The sequence below is a fragment of the Thermus thermamylovorans genome (assembly GCF_004307015.1).
Lineage (GTDB): Bacteria > Deinococcota > Deinococci > Deinococcales > Thermaceae > Thermus > Thermus thermamylovorans.
Genome location: NZ_SIJL01000003.1, coordinates 172,169 through 188,401, shown reverse-complemented (window position 1 = coordinate 188,401; position 16,233 = coordinate 172,169). Strand labels below are relative to the sequence as shown.

The window sequence follows — 16,233 nt, the reverse complement described above, 5'->3', positions numbered from 1 at the left end:
AAATGTGGTGGCCAATTACAGCCTCTTGGCAAAGGGAGGGCCCCGTGGTATAAAGGAGGGGTATGCCCTTCGGGGCCAGTGCCCACGGAAGCGGGGAGTGAGGGTCCTCCCCCGCCTTTTCGTGTGGACGCGCGCGAGATGCGCCCGCCTTCCCTAGGGGAGGCGCGTAAGGAGGAAAGAGGCGGCATGGAAGAAAAGGCGACCCAGGTCAGCGGAGCTAGCCCGACCCCGGAAACGTTCAGCATGGAGGAGGCCTTGCAGGAGGCCGAGGCCCGCCTGGAGCGGCGGGTGCGTCCCGGCCAGATCCTGATGGGCAAGGTGGTTCTGGTGGGTTCTGAGGGCGTGGCGGTGGACGTCGGCGCCAAGACGGAGGGCATCATCCCCTTCAACCAGCTCACGGAAAAGCCCCTTACCGAGGAGGAGCTCAAGGGGCTCCTCAAGCCGGGGGACCCGGTGCGGGTCCAGGTGCTCCGGGTGGACCCCGAGACCGGGCAGATCCTCCTCTCCCGCAAAAAGGTAGAGGCCACGGAGCACTGGGACCGCCTCCAGGAGCTCTACGAAAAGGGCGAACCCGTGACCGTCACCGTGAAGGAAAGGGTCAAAGGGGGCGTGGTCGCTGACCTGGACGGCGTGCAGGCCTTCATCCCTGCCTCCCAGCTGGACCTCCGGCGCACCCCCAACCTCGAGGCCTACGTGGGCCAGGAGATCCTGGCCAAGATCATCGAGTTCCACCGCAAGAAGGGGCGGGTTCTCCTCTCCCGCCGGGCGGTCTTGGAGGAGGAGCAGAAGCGGGCCAAGGAGGCCTTCTTCCAAAGCCTAAGCCCCGGCCAGGTGGTGGAGGGCGTGGTGGTGGAGGTCACCGACTTCGGCGCCTTCGTCAACCTGGGCCCGGTGGACGGCCTCGTCCACCGCTCCGAGATCACCTGGGGCCGCTTCGGCCACCCCCGGGAGGTCCTGCACAAGGGGCAGCGGGTGCGGGCCCAGGTGGTCTCGGTGGACCCGGCCAAGGAGCGGGTGAACCTCTCCATCAAGGCCCTCATCCCCGACCCCTGGACCACCGTGGCGGAGAAGTATCCCGTGGGCAGCCGGATCCGGGGCAAGGTGGTGGGCCTCACCCCCTTCGGGGCCTTCGTGGAGGTGGAGCCGGGCCTCGAGGGGCTCATCCACATCTCCGAGCTCTCCTGGACCAAGCGCCCCAAGCACCCCTCCGAGGTGGTGAAGGAGGGAGACGAGGTGGAGGCGGTGGTCCTCAGGCTGGACCCCGCCGAGCGCCGCCTCTCCCTGGGCCTCAAGCAGACCCAGCCCGACCCCTGGCAGCTTCTCACCGAGAAGTACCCCCCGGGGACCGTGGTCCAGGGCCGGATCACCGGGATCACCGACTTCGGGATCTTCGTGGAGCTGGAGCCGGGCATGGAGGGGCTGGTCCACGTCTCCGAGCTGGACCACACCCGGGTGGAAAACCCCGCCGCCCTCTTCAAAAAGGGGGCCGAGGTGGAGGTGGTGGTCCTCCACATCGACCCCGTGGAGCAGCGCATCTCCCTCTCCCGCAAGCGCCTTTTGCCCCCTCCGCCCCCCAGGGAGGAGGAGCGCCCCCGCCGGGCCAAGGGCAAGGAGGCCCGGGCCAAGAAGAGGCCCACCCCGCGCCGCGAGGAACGCCGGGAGTACGAGTACGGGGCCGTGGCCGAGTACAACCTCTACGACGCCTCCGCCGTCCCCGCCGCCAGCGCCAGCGTGAAGCTGGGGGACCTCTACGGGGACCTCCTGGCCAGCCTGGGCCTGGAGGAGGAGAAGCCCGGCTAGGCCCCCGGTAGGCCCGGCACCCCCGGGGGCTCCCCGGGGGTTTGCCCTTGCGAGGGCCGCCCCCCCGCGGGAAGGGCCCAGGGGGGGACGGCTTTCGCGTCCCTCGCCCTTTCCCCGGCCTTTGGCCAGGGATCAGGCGGCCCCGGGCTCCTTCTCCTCGGCCTTGCCGTAGAACACCCGCATCAGGGCGTAGGACAGGAAGAAGGTGAGGAGAGGCCCGCCCAGGACCAGGGTCCAGAGGACGGCGTTGTTCCCCAGGATGGAGCCCTGCTGCTGGAAGTCGATCTTGTACCCCGCCAGGGTGGCCATGAGGAAGAAGACCAAGAGGGCCAGGATGGCGCTGGTGCGCACCGGGTGCTCCGAGGGCAGCTCCAGGTAGCGCATCTTGTCCTTGCGGGTGTCCACGAAGGGCAGGAGGATGGCCACCACCGCCAGGATCCCCGGGATCAGCACCCCGCCGATGAACTCCGGCCCGATGACGGCCCCGAAGAGCTGGAACTGCCAGGTGGCGGGGATGATCTGCAGGAGGCCGAAGAGCCAGAGGAAGTACCAGTCGGGCTTTACCGCAGGGGTTTCGGGGGTGGGGGGCCCGAAGGCCTCTACAGGATGGGCCAGGAAGGCCCCGGCAAGGACGGCCATGATCCCCACGTAGAGGGCGAAGAGGATGCCCATCATCACCAGCTGCTGGGGGTACATGGGCACCCCCAGGATCTTCCCCGGGGCCACCCGCTCGGCGTAGCGGGGCTGGGTGTGCTTCTGCTTGACCATGATGGCCAGGTGAAGCCCGATGAGAAGGGCGAGGAGTAGGGGCAGCCAGAGCACGTGGAGGCTGTAGAGCCGGGGGATGGCCCGGTCCGAACCGGGAAACTCCCCGCCGAACATCACCTCCGCCAGGGCCCCGCCCACCCAGGGTATGGAGGCGGCGATGCCGTAGCCGATGCGGGTGGCGGTGACGGCATAGTTGTCGTAGGGCAGGGCGTAGCCGGTGAAGGCGGTGACCACCGCCAGGCCCAAAAGGGCCAGGCCCACCAGGTAGTTGAGCTCCCGGGGCTTCTTGTATGCCCCCGTGAGCAGGATGCGCAGGAGGTGCAGGAAAGCTGCGGCGATCATTACGTGGGCCGACCAGTGGTGCAGGCTGCGGATCACCGCTCCGAAGGGAAGGCTGTCGATGTAGAGGATGCTGGCGTAGGCCGCGGGCACGGTGCGGCCATCGGCCAGGGTCACGGGGCGGGTGGAGGGCTCGTAGTTCAGGGTGAGAAAGACCCCGGTGAGGACCAGGACGATGAAGGCGAAAAGGGTGATCTCCCCCAGGAAGAAGGAGTGGTGAACGGGAAAGGCCTTGCGCAGAACCTTTTGGTAGAAGCCGGAGAGGTCTAGGCGCTCGTCCAACCACTTGTACATGGGCTCCCTCCTAAACCTGGCGGCAGCAGGCCCTCTGGGCCCGGACACCCACCTCCCCCAAGAACTCCCCGGCGGCCACCAGGAGGCCGCCTTCCTCCCGGAGGGGGAGCTGGGGCACGGGCCGGGGCACAGGGCCGGCCAGGACGCGGGCACCCTGGGCCAGGTCGTAAAGCCCGCCGTGGCAAGGGCAGAGGCCCGCCCGGCGGTCCGCCACCCACTGGCTGATGATGCAGCCCAGGTGGGTGCAGACCGCGGAGTAGGCGATGACCCCCTCCACCCCGTGCTGGGCCACCTCCGGGGAGAGCTCCTCCGGGGGATAGCGTACCACCAGGACGGTGTTCTTGGCCTCGCCGCTCTTCACCACCCGGGTCCTGGGGTCCATGGGGTAGGCCAGGACGAAGGGGTCCCCGGGCTTCAGCTCCTCCAGGGGGATGGGCCGAGGCTCCCCCCCCGCCTGGGCGTAGACCAGGATGTCCCCGGGTTTCAAGGGCTCCCGCTCGGGGGTGGCCTCCACCCGGGGGCGGAGGCTGGCCCCCACGTAGAAAGCGGAAACCAGGGAAAGGCCGATGCCGGTGCCGATAGCGGTCTTGAGGAAAAGCCGCCTCCGGGATGTGCGCAAGCGGATCTCGCGCTCGTCCATGCCCCACCTCCCTACCAGGGAAACTCGCTCTTCTCCCCCTCGGTGACGACCTCTTCCCGCCCGAAGAAGCGGCGGTAGAGGCCGAAGAGCCCCCCCACCACCAGACTGATGGCCCCGAAGATGAGGCCCTGAAGCCAGGTGGGGTTGTGGCCGGTCTCGGCCGAATAGACCAAAAGGCGCACGAAGAAACCGGAAAGGGCCGTGAGGAGGAGGACCAAGACCACCCCCGCAGCCACCGGAGCGGTGGCCGGGATGGGAAAATGGCGCCCCGGGCGGAGCTCTATCCCTTCCAACCAATAAGAGATCAGGCCGATGAGGCCGTAGAGGAGGAGAGCCGCCCCAAAAGCCATGAGCCCGATCTGGCCCACGGAGAGCTCTTCAGGGGTATGGCCCTGCAGGCGAGCGATGTGAACCCCATTCAGATAAGCCATGTAGAAGAGGCCCGCAGCCAGGATCAGGGCAAAGGTGGGAAGGACCGGGTCGTTGCGGTACACGGCCCCTCCTCACTCCACGGGGCCGAAGGCGTTGCCCCAGCTGTTGCGGATAAAGGTGGCTACGGCCTTCAGCTCCTCCTCAGAAAGCCCTGCTCCCACAGGGGGCATGGCCCCGCGGCCGTTTCGGGTAACATCGATGACCATCCCCGCGTCCCGGAGGTTAGGGTTCCCTGCCAGGGCAGGCATGACCGGAGGGATGCCCTGGCCGGCCGCCCCGTGGCAGGCGGCGCAGAGCTGGGCGTAGATGCCCTCCCCTAGGGCCATCACCTCGGGATCCACCTCGGCGGCTACCGGGGCCGCCGTCTCCCCGTGGGCCGCCCCCTCCTGGGCGGGCGGGGCTACCTGGGCCACGATGGCCTCCGTGGCTGGGGAGAGGGCGAAGTAGGCCCAGATGCCGCCCAGGAGGACCACCGAGGCCACCACGTACCAGATGGGGTTGAAGCGCACGGGCTCCACGGGGAGTTCGGGCTCGCCCACCGCCAGGCGCAGCTCGAGGGTGCCCGAGACCTCCCCCCCCTCGTCCACCCCTAAGACCAAGACGTCCGGGTAGTTGTTGACCGTGAAGGGGATCTCGCGTATCTCCCGGCCTCCGCCGCGGAAATGGGCGATCACCCGCAGGACGTGCTCCCCGTCAGGAATGCCCTTGGTGTCCAGCTTGAGCCGGTAAGGGGGCTCCCGGAGCACCGCCAAGGGTTCGCTGGCCCCATCCAGGTATACCTCGATCCGGTCTACCACCATTCTGCCTCCCTTTTGTGAAGAGGGGCGCAAACCCCCACTTCACCACTATAAGCGTACCCCGGCAAGGACAGATGTCCCCCAAGGGGCTAGGGTGCCAGGAGGCTTTGCAAGCGGGAAAGGCTCCGCCGCACCCCTTCCGGACCTCCGGTCACTTCCAGGGCAGCGGTTCCGGGGAAGCCCCGCAGCCCATCGATCAGCTTTTCCCAGGGAACCGCCCCGGCCCCCACGGGCAGGTGGTCATCCTTCTGCCCGTGGTTGTCGTGAAGGTGCAGGTGGAGGAGGCGTGGCCCCAAAGCCTCTTGGTAGAGGCGAGGCCCCCGAGAACCCAGCTCCACCAGGGCGTGGCCCACGTCCAGGCAGAAGCCGTACTGGGGAAAGCGGGTGAGGAGGGCCCCGAGTTCCTCGGGGCCCCGCAAGAGGTCCCCCTCGGCAAGGGCCAGGTTCTCCAGGGCAACGGGAAAGGGCAAGGGGAGGAGAGCGGCCAGGGTCCTCTCCAGGGCCTCCCGGGCCAGCTCCAGGGCCACCGGGTGGCGCAGGGGTACCTGGCCGGTGTGGAGGACGCCCACCTTGGCCCCTAGGGCTTCCCCGAACTCCAGGGCCCGCTTAAGGCGCTCCTCGGAGAGGGCCCGGACGCTGGGGATGAGGCTCGCCGGGTTCATCTCCACGAAGGGCAGGTGCAGGGTAAAGCCCACCCCCAAGGCCTCCCCCGTGGCCCGGAGGGCCTTGGGGTCGGGGAGGGGCAGGGCCTCGTGCAGGTCGTAGGCCACCTCCAGGTCCAACCCCAGCTCCGCCGCCAGGCGGAAGGCCTCCTCGTAGCCCATGGCCGCGTTGAAGGGACTGAAGGCGAGCCGCATGCTCCCATATTAGGGCCCCACCCAGGTGGGCCCTAGCGGATGGCCTCCGCCTTTTTCTGGGCCTCCTCCAGGGCTCTTCCCGGCGGCAGCCCGCCCTTCAGGCTCCGCTCCAGGGCCTCGGCCAGCACCCCCGCCCAGGCGAAAAACTGGGGATGGCGGGGCCGCTCCTGGGCCACGGCGATCTGCTCAAAGGCCACCCGGCGGAAGGGGTTCTCCCGGTAGAAGCCCTCCAGAAGGGGCAGGGCCGAGCGGCGCACGGGCACGTAGTAGCTGGCCTCCACCCAGCGGGCCACGTTTCCGGGCTCCATCAGGTAGCGCCAGAACTCCAAGGCCCCCCGCACCTGGGCCTCAGAGGCCCCCTGGAGGACCACCAGCTGGGCCCCGCCCAAGGGCACCCGCCCCCCCTCCTCCCGGGGCACGGGGGCCACCCCCAGGGCGAAGGCAAAGGCGAAGTTCTCGGCGGCAGGCCAGTTGGCGATGGAGGCCATGACCATCATCCCCCGGGTGCGCACGAAGTCCAGCTGGGCGAAGGTGGCCTCGGCCATGCTGCGCACGGAAAGGGCCCCGGCCCGCTCCAGCCGCAGGAGCATCTCCAGGGCCTCCTGCACCTCCCGGGAGAGGAAGTTGGGCCTCCCATCGCGGATCAGGCTGCCCCCACGGGAGGTCACCATGGCCTCGAAGAGCCAGGCCTGGGGGTCGGTGACGAAGATGAACCCCCGGGCTTGCCTGGAGGCCAAGGCCCGGGCCGCCTCCTCGAACTCCCGCCAGTTCCGGGGCGGGCGGAGGCCCCGGGCCCGCAGGGCGTCCAGGTTGTAGAAGAGGACCGGGGTGGAGGTGTTCAGGGGCAGGCCAAAGCGCCGCCCGTCCACCACCCCGTAGTTCCAGGCGGGCTCGAAGAGGTCCTCCAGGAAGGCCCGGTCCAGGCTCAGGTAGGGGTCCAGGGCCAGGGCGCGCCCCTCCGCCACCAACCGGGGGAAGAAGGCGATCTCCGCCTGGAAGAGGACCGGCTGCCCCCCCACCCGCAGGGCGGCCACCAGCCGGGTCTCCGCGTCCCGGTAGCTCCCCACGTACTGGGGCACCACCCGGTAGAGCCCCTGGCGGGCGTTGAACTCCTGGGCAAAGGCGGAGAGGAGCCTGCCCGCGGGGCCATCCATGGAGTGCCAGAAGGTCACCTCCGCCTGGGCCAGGGCGGGGGCCAGGAGGAGGAGAAGGCCTAGCAGCTTGGCCATGAGGGGATTGTACCACCGGGCCTGTCAGAAGGGGGTCAGCGCCGCTCCACCGCCAAGGCCTTGCGCTGGGCCTCCTCCAGGGCCTGCTGGGGGCGCATCCCCCCCTTGAGGCTCCGCTCCAGGGCCTCCTCCAGGAAGCCGTACCACAGGACCATCTCCGGGTCCTGGCTCCAGGGGCGGCCCGCCTGGGCCTGGGCGAAGACCCCCCGCCGCTCGGGGTCCAGCAGGAAGTCCCCGAGCTCCCGCTCCGCCTCCTTGCGGAGGGGCAGGTACCAGGTGGCGCGCACCCACTCCGCCTGCCTCTTGGGCTCCAGGAAGTGGAGCCAGAAGGCCACCGCCCCCCGGGCCTGCTCCGGGCTTGCCCCCCGCAGGACGGCGAGGGCCGCCCCCGAGAGGGGCACCGCCCCCCCTTCCCGCCGGGGCAGGGGGGCCATGCCCACCTGGAAGGGCAAGGAGGTCTGGGCGAGGACCACGGGGAGGGCGGTGGTGGGCCCGACGCCCATGAGGGCCTTGGTGCGCAGGAAGTCGGCCACGGCGAAAGGGGCTTCCGCCAGGTTCCGGGCCTGGGCGTGCCCCCTTTGCACCATGCGGTGGAGCATCTCCAGGGCCTCCACCGCCTCCTTGGAGGTGAAGGCGGGCAGGCCGTCCCTCACCAGGCTCCCCCCCAGGCTCATCACGAGGGCGTTGAAGGTCCAGATGTCCGTGGCCAGCACCAGGCCCTTGGTGGTGCGGCCCGTGAGCCTTCCCGCCGCCTCCTCCAGCTCCGGCCAGGTGCGGGGGGGGCGGAGGCCTCGAGCCCGGAAGGCGTCCCGGTTGTAGTAGAGGGCGGGCACGGAAAGCCCCAAGGGGAGGCCGAAGGTCTGCCCCCGGACCTGGATCGTGCGCAGCATCTCCGGGTAGAGGTCCGGGGGCACCCCCTGCAGGTAGGGGTCCAGGGAGAGGGCCGCCCCCTCCTGGGCCAGGCGGGGCAGGAAGGAGAGCTCCCCGTGGAAGAGGACGGGGGCTCCCCCGGCCCGGAGGGCAGCGAGGAGCTTCACCCCGGCTTCCCGGTAATCCCCCACGTAACGGGCCTCGATCCGGTAAGCCCGCTGGGACCCGTTGAAGCTCCTTATGGCCTCCTCCAAAACGGCGTTCCCCGGGGGGCCGGCGGTGTGCCAGAAGGGGATGGCCACCTGGGCCTGGGCCAGGGGGAGGAAGGCCAGGAGGGCCAGGGAGCGGGCCCCGGCCACCGCCAGGGAGAGGAGGGCCCTCATGTCCCTGAGGTTACCTTAACAGGGGATGAGAAACCGGGGAGGGAAAGGTCAAGGGCCTTAAGGAAGGGCAGGGCCCTCCCGTAAAGGGCCGCCCGGGCCTCCAGGAAGCCCCGCCAGATCCCTGGGCTCAGGAAGCCCGGGGGGAGGAGCTCCGGGGGCAGAAGGGGGTCCAGAAAGAGCACCTTGCGCATCTCGTGCACCAGACGGGTGAGGGCGCGGAAGGCCTCCTCGGGCCCCTCCGGCGCCTCGTGGGGGAAGAGCCTGCGGTAGTGCACCTCGGCCCGCTCCAGGGGGAAGGCCCGGAGGAGTTCCTCCCGGCTCCCCAGGTGCTCCCCCCGGAAAAGCTGGGCGGGAAGGCCGTAGAAGGCGAGCAGCTCCCGGGTGGCCTCGAGGTCCACCCCCGCCCCCAGGTAGACCCCGCTTTGCAGGCTGCCGTAGCCCAGGAGGGCCATCTCCCGCCGGAAGCGCTCCCGCTCGCCCCTTTCCCTGGGCCCCTCCGGCAGGACCAGGGTGAAGCGGCCGTCCCAGGGGGCCGGGGCCTCGTACAGGCGCCTGCGCACCTGGCGCACCTGCCAATAGACCCGGTCGGAGAGGGCGTAGAACGCCACCCGCCCCTCCCTCTGGGGCAGCACCCAGCCCCGGCGGGCGCTCCGGGAGAGGGCGGCCCGCACCGCCGCCTCGGAGAAGCCCAGGGCCTCCATCATGGCGACGAGGTCCCGCACCCGGGCCCGCCTTTCCGGGTAGATGTATTCCACAAACAGGGTGAAGATGGTGGACCTGGCGCGCATCAGAAGGAGGGTTCCAAAAGGCGCTCCCTGTATTCCCTAAGGGCGGCCTCGAGGAAGCTGGCCAGGGGCATGGCCCCCAGGTTCCCGCGGTGCCGCCTGCGCACGCTCACCGTGCCCTCGGCCCTTTCCCTCTCCCCCACCACCAGGACGTAGGGCACCTTCTGCACCTCCGCGTCCCGGATCCGGGCCTGCATGCGCTCGGGGCGGAGGTCGGCCTCGGCCCTGAGGCCCGCCTCCTTGAGCCTAAAGACCACCTCCTGGGCGTAGTCCTCCTGTTTTTCCGAAACCGGCACCACCACCACCTGCACCGGGGCGAGCCACAGGGGGAAGTCCCCGGCGAAGTGCTCGATGAGGATGCCGATAAAGCGCTCCAGGGAGCCGAAGGGGGCGCGGTGGATCATCACCGGGCGGTGCTCCTCCCCGTCCGGCCCCACGTAGGTGAGGCCGAAGCGCTCGGGGAGGTTGTAGTCCACCTGGATGGTGCCGAGCTGCCACTCCCTGCCCAGGGCGTCCTTGACCACGAAGTCCAGCTTGGGGCCGTAGAAGGCGGCATCCCCCGCCTCCAGGGTGTAGTGGAGGCCGGCCTCCAGGGCGGCCTCCTCGATCTGCCTTTCCGCCAAGGTCCACTTGGCTTCGTCCCCCACGTACTTGTCGCTTTTGGGGTCCCGGGTGCCGATGCGGGCGCGGAAGTCCTTGAGGCCCAAGGTGGCGAAGACCTTCAGCACCAGGTCCAGGACCCCCAAGAACTCCGCCTTCACTTGCTCCGGGGTGCAGAAGAGGTGGGCGTCGTCCTGGGTGAAGCCCCGCACCCGGGTGAGGCCCAGAAGCTCCCCCGCCTTCTCGTAGCGGTAGACGGTGCCGAACTCGGCGAGCCTCAGGGGCAGCTCGCGGTAGGAGCGGCGCTTGTGGGCGTAGATGCGGACGTGGTGGGGGCAGTTCATGGGCTTGAGGAGGTATTCTTCCTCCTCCCCCCGCTCCTTAAAGCTTATGGGGGGGAACTGGCTTTCCGCGTAGTAGGGGTAGTGGCCGCTGGTCCGGTAGAGCTCCAGGCCGCCGATGTGGGGGGTGGTGACCAGCTGGTAGCCCCGCCTCACCTGCTCCTCCCGCATGAAGGCGATGAGCTCCTCCCGGATCACGTTCCCCTTGGGGAGCCAGAGCACCAGGCCCTTGCCCACCACGGGGTCGATGAGGAACAGCTCCAGCTCCCGCCCCAGGCGGCGGTGGTCGCGCCGCTTGGCCTCCTCCAGCTGCCAGAGGTATTCCTTAAGCTCCTCGGCGGTGCGGAAGGCCACCCCGTAGACCCGCTGGAGCATGGGCCGCCGTTCGTCCCCCCGCCAGTAGGCCCCGGCCACGTGGGTGAGCCGGAAATGGGGGGGGATGCGGCCCGTGGAGGGCACGTGGGGCCCGCGGCAGAGGTCGGTGAAGCCGTAGGCCTCGTCCCCCTGCTGGTAGAAGCTCACCTCCTCCCCCTCGGGCAGGTCCAGGATGAGCTCGGTCTTGTAGGGGTCCTTGCCCTGGTAGCGGGCCAGGGCCTCCTCCCGCGGGAGGACGAAGCGCCGCAAGGGGAGGTCCTTTTGCAGGATGGCCCGCATCCTCGCCTCGATGGCGGGCAGGTCCTCGTCGGAGAGGGGCTCGGGGGGATCGATATCGTAGTAGAAGCCCTTCTCGATCACCGGGCCCACGCCCAGCCTCACGCTTTCCGGGTCGTAGCCCTTCTCGGCGAAGTGTTCCCTCACCGCCTGGGCCAAGACGTGGGCCAGGGTGTGGCGGAAGAGGAGCTGGTACTCGGGGTCCTCCTCCGTGAGGAGGCGCACCCGGGCCCCCGGGGGGAGGGGCCTCAGGAGGTCGTAGAGCTCCCCCTCCACCAGGGCCCCCACCGCCCGCGGGGCCAGGGCGGGCTCGAGGGCCCGGACCACATCCCAGGCGGTGGCCCCCTCCCCCACCTCCAGCGGCTTGCCGTCCGGCAGGTAGACCACCATGGGCTCCACTATACCCGGTGGACGAGGGGGTTACCGCCGCCTCCGCCGCCTCGCCCCGGGGAGGGGCTCGGGGGCCTTCAGCCCCTGCAGGCGGGCCTCGAGGGCCCTGAGCTCGTCCCTGAGCCGCGCCGCCCGCTCGAAGTCCAAGGCCTCCGCCGCCTGCCACATGGCCAGCTCCAGCTCGGCGATCCGCTCCTTGAGGTCCTCGCTGGCGGGCTCGGGCAGGGGGGCTTCCTCGTACCCCTCGGGGCGGATGATGGCCCTGACCTCCTTCCGCACCGTCTCCGGGACGATGCCGTACTCCCGGTTGTAGGCCTCCTGCAGGGCCCTCCTCCGGTTCGTCTCCCGGATGGCCCGCTCCATGGCCTCGGAAACCCCATCCGCGTAAAGCCAGACCTCCCCCCTGGCGTTCCTCGCCGCCCGGCCGATGGTCTGGATGAGGCTCCGCTCGCTCCTGAGGAAGCCCGTCTTGTCCGCGTCCAGGATGGCCACCAGGGAAACCTCGGGGAGGTCCAGCCCCTCCCGGAGGAGGTTGATCCCCACCAGGGCGTCGAAGTGCCCCAGGCGCAGGTCCCGGACCAGGGCCTGGCGCTCGAAGGCGTCCAGCTCGTGGTGCAGGTAGCGGGCCCGCACCCCGTGCTCCTGCAAGAAGGCGGTGAGCTCCTCCGCCATCCGCACCGTGAGCACCGTGACCAGGGTCCTTTCCCCCCGTTTCGCCCGCTCCCTTATCCCCTCCATGAGGTCCAGAATCTGGTTCGCCGTGGGCTTCACCCGCACCAGGGGGTCCAGGAGGCCCGTGGGGCGGATGATCTGCTCCACGATGCGCCCCGAATGCGCAAGCTCAAAGGGCCCCGGGGTGGCGGAGACGAAGACCACCTGGGAAACCCGCTCCAAAAACTCCTCGAAGCGCAAGGGGCGGTTGTCCAGGGCGCTGGGCAGGCGGAAGCCATAGTCCACCAGGGTCTTCTTGCGCGCGTAGTCCCCCCGGTACATGCCCTGGAGCTGGGGCACGGTCACGTGGGACTCGTCCAGGAAGACCAGGAAGTCCTCGGGGAAGTAGTCCAGGAGGGTGTAGGGAGGCTCCCCCGGGGCCTTGCCCGTGAAGTAGCGGGCGTAGTTCTCCACCCCCGGGCAGGTGCCCATAACCCGGAGCATCTCCAGGTCGTAGAGGGTGCGCTCCTCGAGGCGCTGGGCGTAGAGCACCTCCCCCCTTTCCTCAAAGTAACGGACCCGTTCCCATAGCTCTTTCTCGATCTCCTTCAGGATCTCCTCCAGCCCCTCCGGGGAAAGGTAGTGGGTGGCGGGAAAGAGCACGAAGCCGGGAAGCTCCCTAAGCCTCTCCCCGGTGATGGGGTGCACCTGCAGGATGCGCTCCACCTCGTCCCCGAAGAGCTCCACCCGGATGGGCTCGGTGTCGTAGGCGGGGAAGATTTCCAGCACCTCCCCCTTGGCCCGGAAGCGGCCCGGGGTGAGGTCGATGTCGTTGCGCTCGTAGCCCAGCTCCAAAAGGCGCTCCAGGAGGGCCTCCCGGGGGTAGATCATGCCCCTTTCCACCACCAGGTTCCTCTGCCGGTACTCCCGGGGGTCCCCCAGGCCGTAGATGGCGGAAACCGAGGCCACCACGACCACGTCCCGCCGGGTGAGGAGGCTACGGGTGGTGGAGTGGCGGAGGCGCTCGATCTCCGGGTTGATGCTGGCGTCCTTCTCGATGTAGAGGTCCTTCCCCGGCACGTAGGCCTCGGGCTGGTAGTAGTCGTAGTAGCTGATGAAGTACTCCACGGCGTTTTCCGGGAAGAGCTCCCGGAACTCCGCGGCCAGCTGCGCCGCCAGGATCTTGTTGGGGGCCAGGACCAGGGCGGGCCGCCCCAGGGCCTCGATGGCCTTGGCCATGGTCACCGTCTTCCCCGTCCCCGTGGCCCCCAGGAGGGTGACGAAGCGCTCTCCATCCCTCAGGGCCTCCACCAGTTCGCGGGTGGCCTTGGGCTGGTCCCCCCTGGGCTCGGGGCCAAGGTAGCGGAAGGTCATCCCTCCCAGTCTAGGGGGCCTGGGGGGCGGAAAAAAGGGCCCCCGCCCTGTTGGGCGGGGGCCCTCCCGGCCCTCCGGCCTAGAAGCGCACGGTGTAGGTCACGCGGAAGGTGCGGGCGTGGTCGCCGGTATCCCTCAGGTACTCGCCGTAGTCCGCGCGGAAGTCGTAGTAGCGCCAGGTGACGTTGAAGCCAGCCAGGCTGCCGCTGGTACCGCCAGAGCCGGAGTAAAGCTGATCGTGGGCAGGCGAGAAGGCCTGGTCAAAGGCGCCCGTGGTCACGCTGGCCACGTTGCCCGCCCGGTACTGGGCGTAGCGGGCCTCGAGGCTGGAGCCCGGGAAGAGGAACTCGCCTAGGGCCAGGCCCAGACCCCACTTCAGCTCGGTAACCAAGGCACCGCCGCCAGCCTCGGTGCGCCGCCCCACCACCTCCCCAAGGACCCGGGGCTTGAAGGGCAGGCCCAGGGCGCCCAGGTCCGCGGAGGCCTGCACCCCGCCCTTGAGGGTCTCGTTATTGGAAACGCTCAGGTTGGGGTCGTTGTAACGGAAGACGATCCGGTCCAGGCTGAGAGGACCAAGGGCCAGCTTGTAGTCGCCAAAGACTGCCAGGCCAAAGGGGTTGCCCGGGGTCAGGGTATCGTACCGGCCCTGGAGGGTGAGGTTGAGGTCCTTCACCAGAGCATCGCGGGCCGCCCCGTCGTGGCGGAGCGTGGCGGTTACACCCGTGACTCCGGTGACGTTGGAGGGGATCTGGGTGGTCAGGTCAAAGTAGTTGGCCCCGCTGCCGTAGCTGGTGTCGTAGGCCACCCGCAGGCTGAAGCCGGAGAAGAGGGCGATGCGGCCAGCGACGCCCAGATCGGTGGTGAAGTTGCCCGGAGGCGCGTTGTAGGTGTTGTAGCTGTCGCCGTAGGCCTCCACGGCCACCGGACCCAGGGCGGCGGAGAGGTTGACACCTAGGCCGCGCTCGTCAGCCGGGTAAGGAGCAGGGGACTGGAAGCCCTGCACACCCCCGTAGTAGGCCCGGTGGGCCTCCGACATGCCTGCCACGCCGTTCGCGTAGTCAGGGTCGATGGCCCGGTAGTTGGCGCTCAGGCTGAGGGGGCCCACCTTGGCCTCGCCCCGCACGTAGTAGGCCCAGTCGGCCACCGCGGGATCAAAGTAGTCCTGGAAGGTGGTGCCCACAGCGGTCTTGGAGGTGACGAAGAGACCCCTCACGGTGAAGTCCCCGACCCTTAGACCGCCATCCAGCCCCAAGGCGGAGCGGGCTACAAAGTTGGGGTTGGTGACAGCGTAGCTCAGGGCCAGGTCCAACCCCTCGAAGGGCTTGATGGCCCCGCGGATGCCGAAGTAGTTGTTGACGAGACTGTTGGCCCCATCGCTCACCCCGGCCACCACGGTGACCGAGGGAGTGAGGGGAAGCTTGCTCCCGGTGAAGGTGGCCACCACGCCCTGGCGGGGGTCACCCACCGCGGGGTCGTTGTTCACGAAGAGGTAGTCGTTGAAGCGGAAGGAGCTGGCGGCGCGGCTGTAGGCCACGGTGAAGGCCTGGCCGTCCACAGTTCCCCGTACGCTGACCGCGTCAATACGGGCACGAGGGTCTGGGGATGCTACAAAAGTGGTTCCGTAGATGCCAAACCAGAGAGTGGCGCTGGCCTCGCTGACCGCCACCCCCGTGGCCGCGGGGGCGGTGTTCCTGACCCCGAAGGTAAGGGTAGCGATACCGCCGGTGAGGTTGCGGGTGGCCACGTCGGCCAGCTGCACGCTGGAGGCCACCTGGCTAGCACCGAACACCCCCGTGCTGAAGGGGGTGGCGAAGAGGCGGTCGATGTCAAAGGGAGCGGCAGCGGGCGGCGTAAGCACCACGGTGCCAAAGGTGGCCGTGAGGCTACCGGAGATGGTGTACTGCACCCGGGCGAGCTCGGCCACCCGCCCCTCGAGGGCCGTCACCTTCTCGGAGAGGTTCACCAGGTCGGAGCGGAGGGCGGCGGTGAACTCCTGCACCGCGGCCAGGTCCTCCCGGGTGGCGAAGGCCTCCAAGTCGATCTCCGGCGCCTCGGCCAGGGCCTTCTCCAGGGCGGTGACCCGGTCCTGCAGGGAGAGGACATCCTGGTTCAGGAGGACGGCCAGCTCGTTCAGGGCCTCGATGGCCTGGGCGTTGGCCTCCACCTGGGTGCGGAGGGCGGCCACATCGCCCCTGACCCCTTCCAGCTCCTCGGCCAGGGCTTCCAGCTGCTCCGCGAGCTGCTGGGCCTGGGCCAGGGCGGTGTCCGCAGCGATGGAGGCGGCCTCCACCCGGTCGGCGAGGTCCTGCAGGGCGGCGGGGTCCATGCCGGGCTCAGGCATGGGCTGGGCCCTGAGCTCCTCGATGAGGGCCTCCAGGCGGGCGATGTCCTCCTTGGTGGCCACGCTGTCCTCCAGGGCCGAGACCCGCACCCCCAGGGCGGCCAGCTCCGCCGCCAGCTCCTGCACAGCGTTCCGCACCGCCTCCAGCTCCTCGGGGGAGAGGGCCTCGAGGGTGGGGGAAACGCCCGCAGCCTGGAGCTCCTCCTCGATCTGCTGCAGGAGGCGGTAGATGATGAGGGCTGCCTGGTAGCGGGTGAGGTTCTCGTTGCCCCGGAAGGTGCCGTCGGGGAAGCCGATGATGATGCCCCGGGCCGCCAGGGCCTCCACCGCCTCCCGGGCCCAGTGGCCGGCGGGCACGTCGGCAAACTGGGCTAGACCGAAGCCCATGGAGAGCACGGTCAGTAGCCCTGCCAGCAGCATGACGAGCCTTTTCTTCATACGCCTTTACACCCCCTTCTAGGGTCTTTTCTTTTGGGGTAAGGGGGCCCAAGGTGAGTTGCCGCGTTTCCTCCCCCAGCCGCCTTCCCCAGGACGCACGGATAGCCTAGCGCCTTAGAGGCCAGGCTTTCCCCGCATCCGCGGGTATCATAAAAGGCTCACCTGGAACTTGTCAAGACCCCATGGGCGCGGAGGCCCGCGTCTTTCCTGTATTCCGAAGTCCCTATGGACAAACGCCCTGCCCCCGCCAACA

At 69.3% G+C, this 16,233-nt stretch carries 12 protein-coding genes; 1 reads left to right on the top strand and 11 read right to left on the bottom strand.

Annotation, left to right across the window (positions count from 1 at the left end; genetic code table 11):
- The first annotated feature begins 186 nt into the window (after positions 1-186).
- Complete coding sequence (locus tag ETP66_RS03950; RefSeq protein WP_130840813.1) at positions 187-1,800, top strand: 30S ribosomal protein S1; 1,614 nt, start codon at positions 187-189, stop codon at positions 1,798-1,800.
- Positions 1,801-1,932: 132 nt separating this feature from the next.
- Here the strand turns inward: ETP66_RS03950 and ETP66_RS03945 are convergent, their stop codons facing one another.
- The 11 genes from ETP66_RS03945 to ETP66_RS03895 all read right to left on the bottom strand — a co-directional run bounded on the left by ETP66_RS03945 (position 1,933) and on the right by ETP66_RS03895 (position 15,980).
- On the bottom strand, positions 1,933-3,201 hold the full coding sequence (locus ETP66_RS03945; RefSeq protein ID WP_130840812.1) for a cytochrome b: 1,269 nt from the start codon (positions 3,199-3,201) through the stop codon (positions 1,933-1,935).
- A gap of 10 nt (positions 3,202-3,211) precedes the next feature.
- Complete coding sequence (locus tag ETP66_RS03940; protein WP_130840810.1) at positions 3,212-3,841, bottom strand: QcrA and Rieske domain-containing protein; 630 nt, start codon at positions 3,839-3,841, stop codon at positions 3,212-3,214.
- A gap of 11 nt (positions 3,842-3,852) precedes the next feature.
- Positions 3,853-4,335 carry a cytochrome C gene (locus ETP66_RS03935; protein WP_130840808.1) on the bottom strand — a complete coding sequence of 161 codons (483 nt, stop codon included), beginning with the start codon at positions 4,333-4,335 and terminating at the stop codon, positions 3,853-3,855.
- Positions 4,336-4,344: 9 nt separating this feature from the next.
- Entirely contained in the window at positions 4,345-5,073 is a 729-nt protein-coding gene (locus ETP66_RS03930; RefSeq protein ID WP_130840806.1) for a c-type cytochrome, read from the bottom strand.
- Between the two features lie 86 nt (positions 5,074-5,159).
- Positions 5,160-5,927, bottom strand: coding sequence for a sugar phosphate isomerase/epimerase family protein (locus ETP66_RS03925; protein WP_130840805.1), 768 nt, complete (start codon positions 5,925-5,927; stop codon positions 5,160-5,162).
- 32 nt (positions 5,928-5,959) lie between these two features.
- Complete coding sequence (locus ETP66_RS03920; protein ID WP_130840803.1) at positions 5,960-7,156, bottom strand: ABC transporter substrate-binding protein; 1,197 nt, start codon at positions 7,154-7,156, stop codon at positions 5,960-5,962.
- A 35-nt stretch (positions 7,157-7,191) separates the two neighbouring features.
- On the bottom strand, positions 7,192-8,409 hold the full coding sequence (locus ETP66_RS03915) for an ABC transporter substrate-binding protein (protein WP_130840801.1): 1,218 nt from the start codon (positions 8,407-8,409) through the stop codon (positions 7,192-7,194).
- Positions 8,406-9,197, bottom strand: coding sequence for a PaaX family transcriptional regulator C-terminal domain-containing protein (locus ETP66_RS03910; RefSeq protein WP_130840799.1), 792 nt, complete (start codon positions 9,195-9,197; stop codon positions 8,406-8,408). The genes ETP66_RS03915 and ETP66_RS03910 overlap by 4 nt, the downstream gene beginning before the upstream one ends.
- Positions 9,197-11,176, bottom strand: coding sequence for a threonine--tRNA ligase (gene thrS / locus ETP66_RS03905; RefSeq protein WP_130840797.1), 1,980 nt, complete (start codon positions 11,174-11,176; stop codon positions 9,197-9,199). The genes ETP66_RS03910 and thrS overlap by 1 nt, the downstream gene beginning before the upstream one ends.
- Positions 11,177-11,206: 30 nt before the next feature.
- Positions 11,207-13,201: an excinuclease ABC subunit UvrB gene (gene uvrB / locus ETP66_RS03900; RefSeq protein ID WP_130840795.1), complete on the bottom strand. Its 1,995-nt coding sequence runs from the start codon at positions 13,199-13,201 to the stop codon at positions 11,207-11,209.
- Positions 13,202-13,280: 79 nt separating this feature from the next.
- Entirely contained in the window at positions 13,281-15,980 is a 2,700-nt protein-coding gene (locus ETP66_RS03895; protein WP_130840793.1) for an S-layer homology domain-containing protein, read from the bottom strand.
- Positions 15,981-16,233 lie beyond the last annotated feature (253 nt).

Coding starts and splice junctions, on each gene's coding strand:
- ETP66_RS03950 (WP_130840813.1), top strand. CDS start 187: ATGGAAGAAAAGGCGACCCAGGTCAGCGGAGCTAGCCCGACCCCGGAA.
- ETP66_RS03945 (WP_130840812.1), bottom strand. CDS start 3,201: ATGTACAAGTGGTTGGACGAGCGCCTAGACCTCTCCGGCTTCTACCAA.
- ETP66_RS03940 (WP_130840810.1), bottom strand. CDS start 3,841: ATGGACGAGCGCGAGATCCGCTTGCGCACATCCCGGAGGCGGCTTTTC.
- ETP66_RS03930 (WP_130840806.1), bottom strand. CDS start 5,073: ATGGTGGTAGACCGGATCGAGGTATACCTGGATGGGGCCAGCGAACCC.
- ETP66_RS03925 (WP_130840805.1), bottom strand. CDS start 5,927: ATGCGGCTCGCCTTCAGTCCCTTCAACGCGGCCATGGGCTACGAGGAG.
- ETP66_RS03920 (WP_130840803.1), bottom strand. CDS start 7,156: ATGGCCAAGCTGCTAGGCCTTCTCCTCCTCCTGGCCCCCGCCCTGGCC.
- ETP66_RS03915 (WP_130840801.1), bottom strand. CDS start 8,409: ATGAGGGCCCTCCTCTCCCTGGCGGTGGCCGGGGCCCGCTCCCTGGCC.
- ETP66_RS03910 (WP_130840799.1), bottom strand. CDS start 9,197: ATGCGCGCCAGGTCCACCATCTTCACCCTGTTTGTGGAATACATCTAC.
- thrS (WP_130840797.1), bottom strand. CDS start 11,176: ATGGTGGTCTACCTGCCGGACGGCAAGCCGCTGGAGGTGGGGGAGGGG.
- uvrB (WP_130840795.1), bottom strand. CDS start 13,201: ATGACCTTCCGCTACCTTGGCCCCGAGCCCAGGGGGGACCAGCCCAAG.
- ETP66_RS03895 (WP_130840793.1), bottom strand. CDS start 15,980: ATGAAGAAAAGGCTCGTCATGCTGCTGGCAGGGCTACTGACCGTGCTC.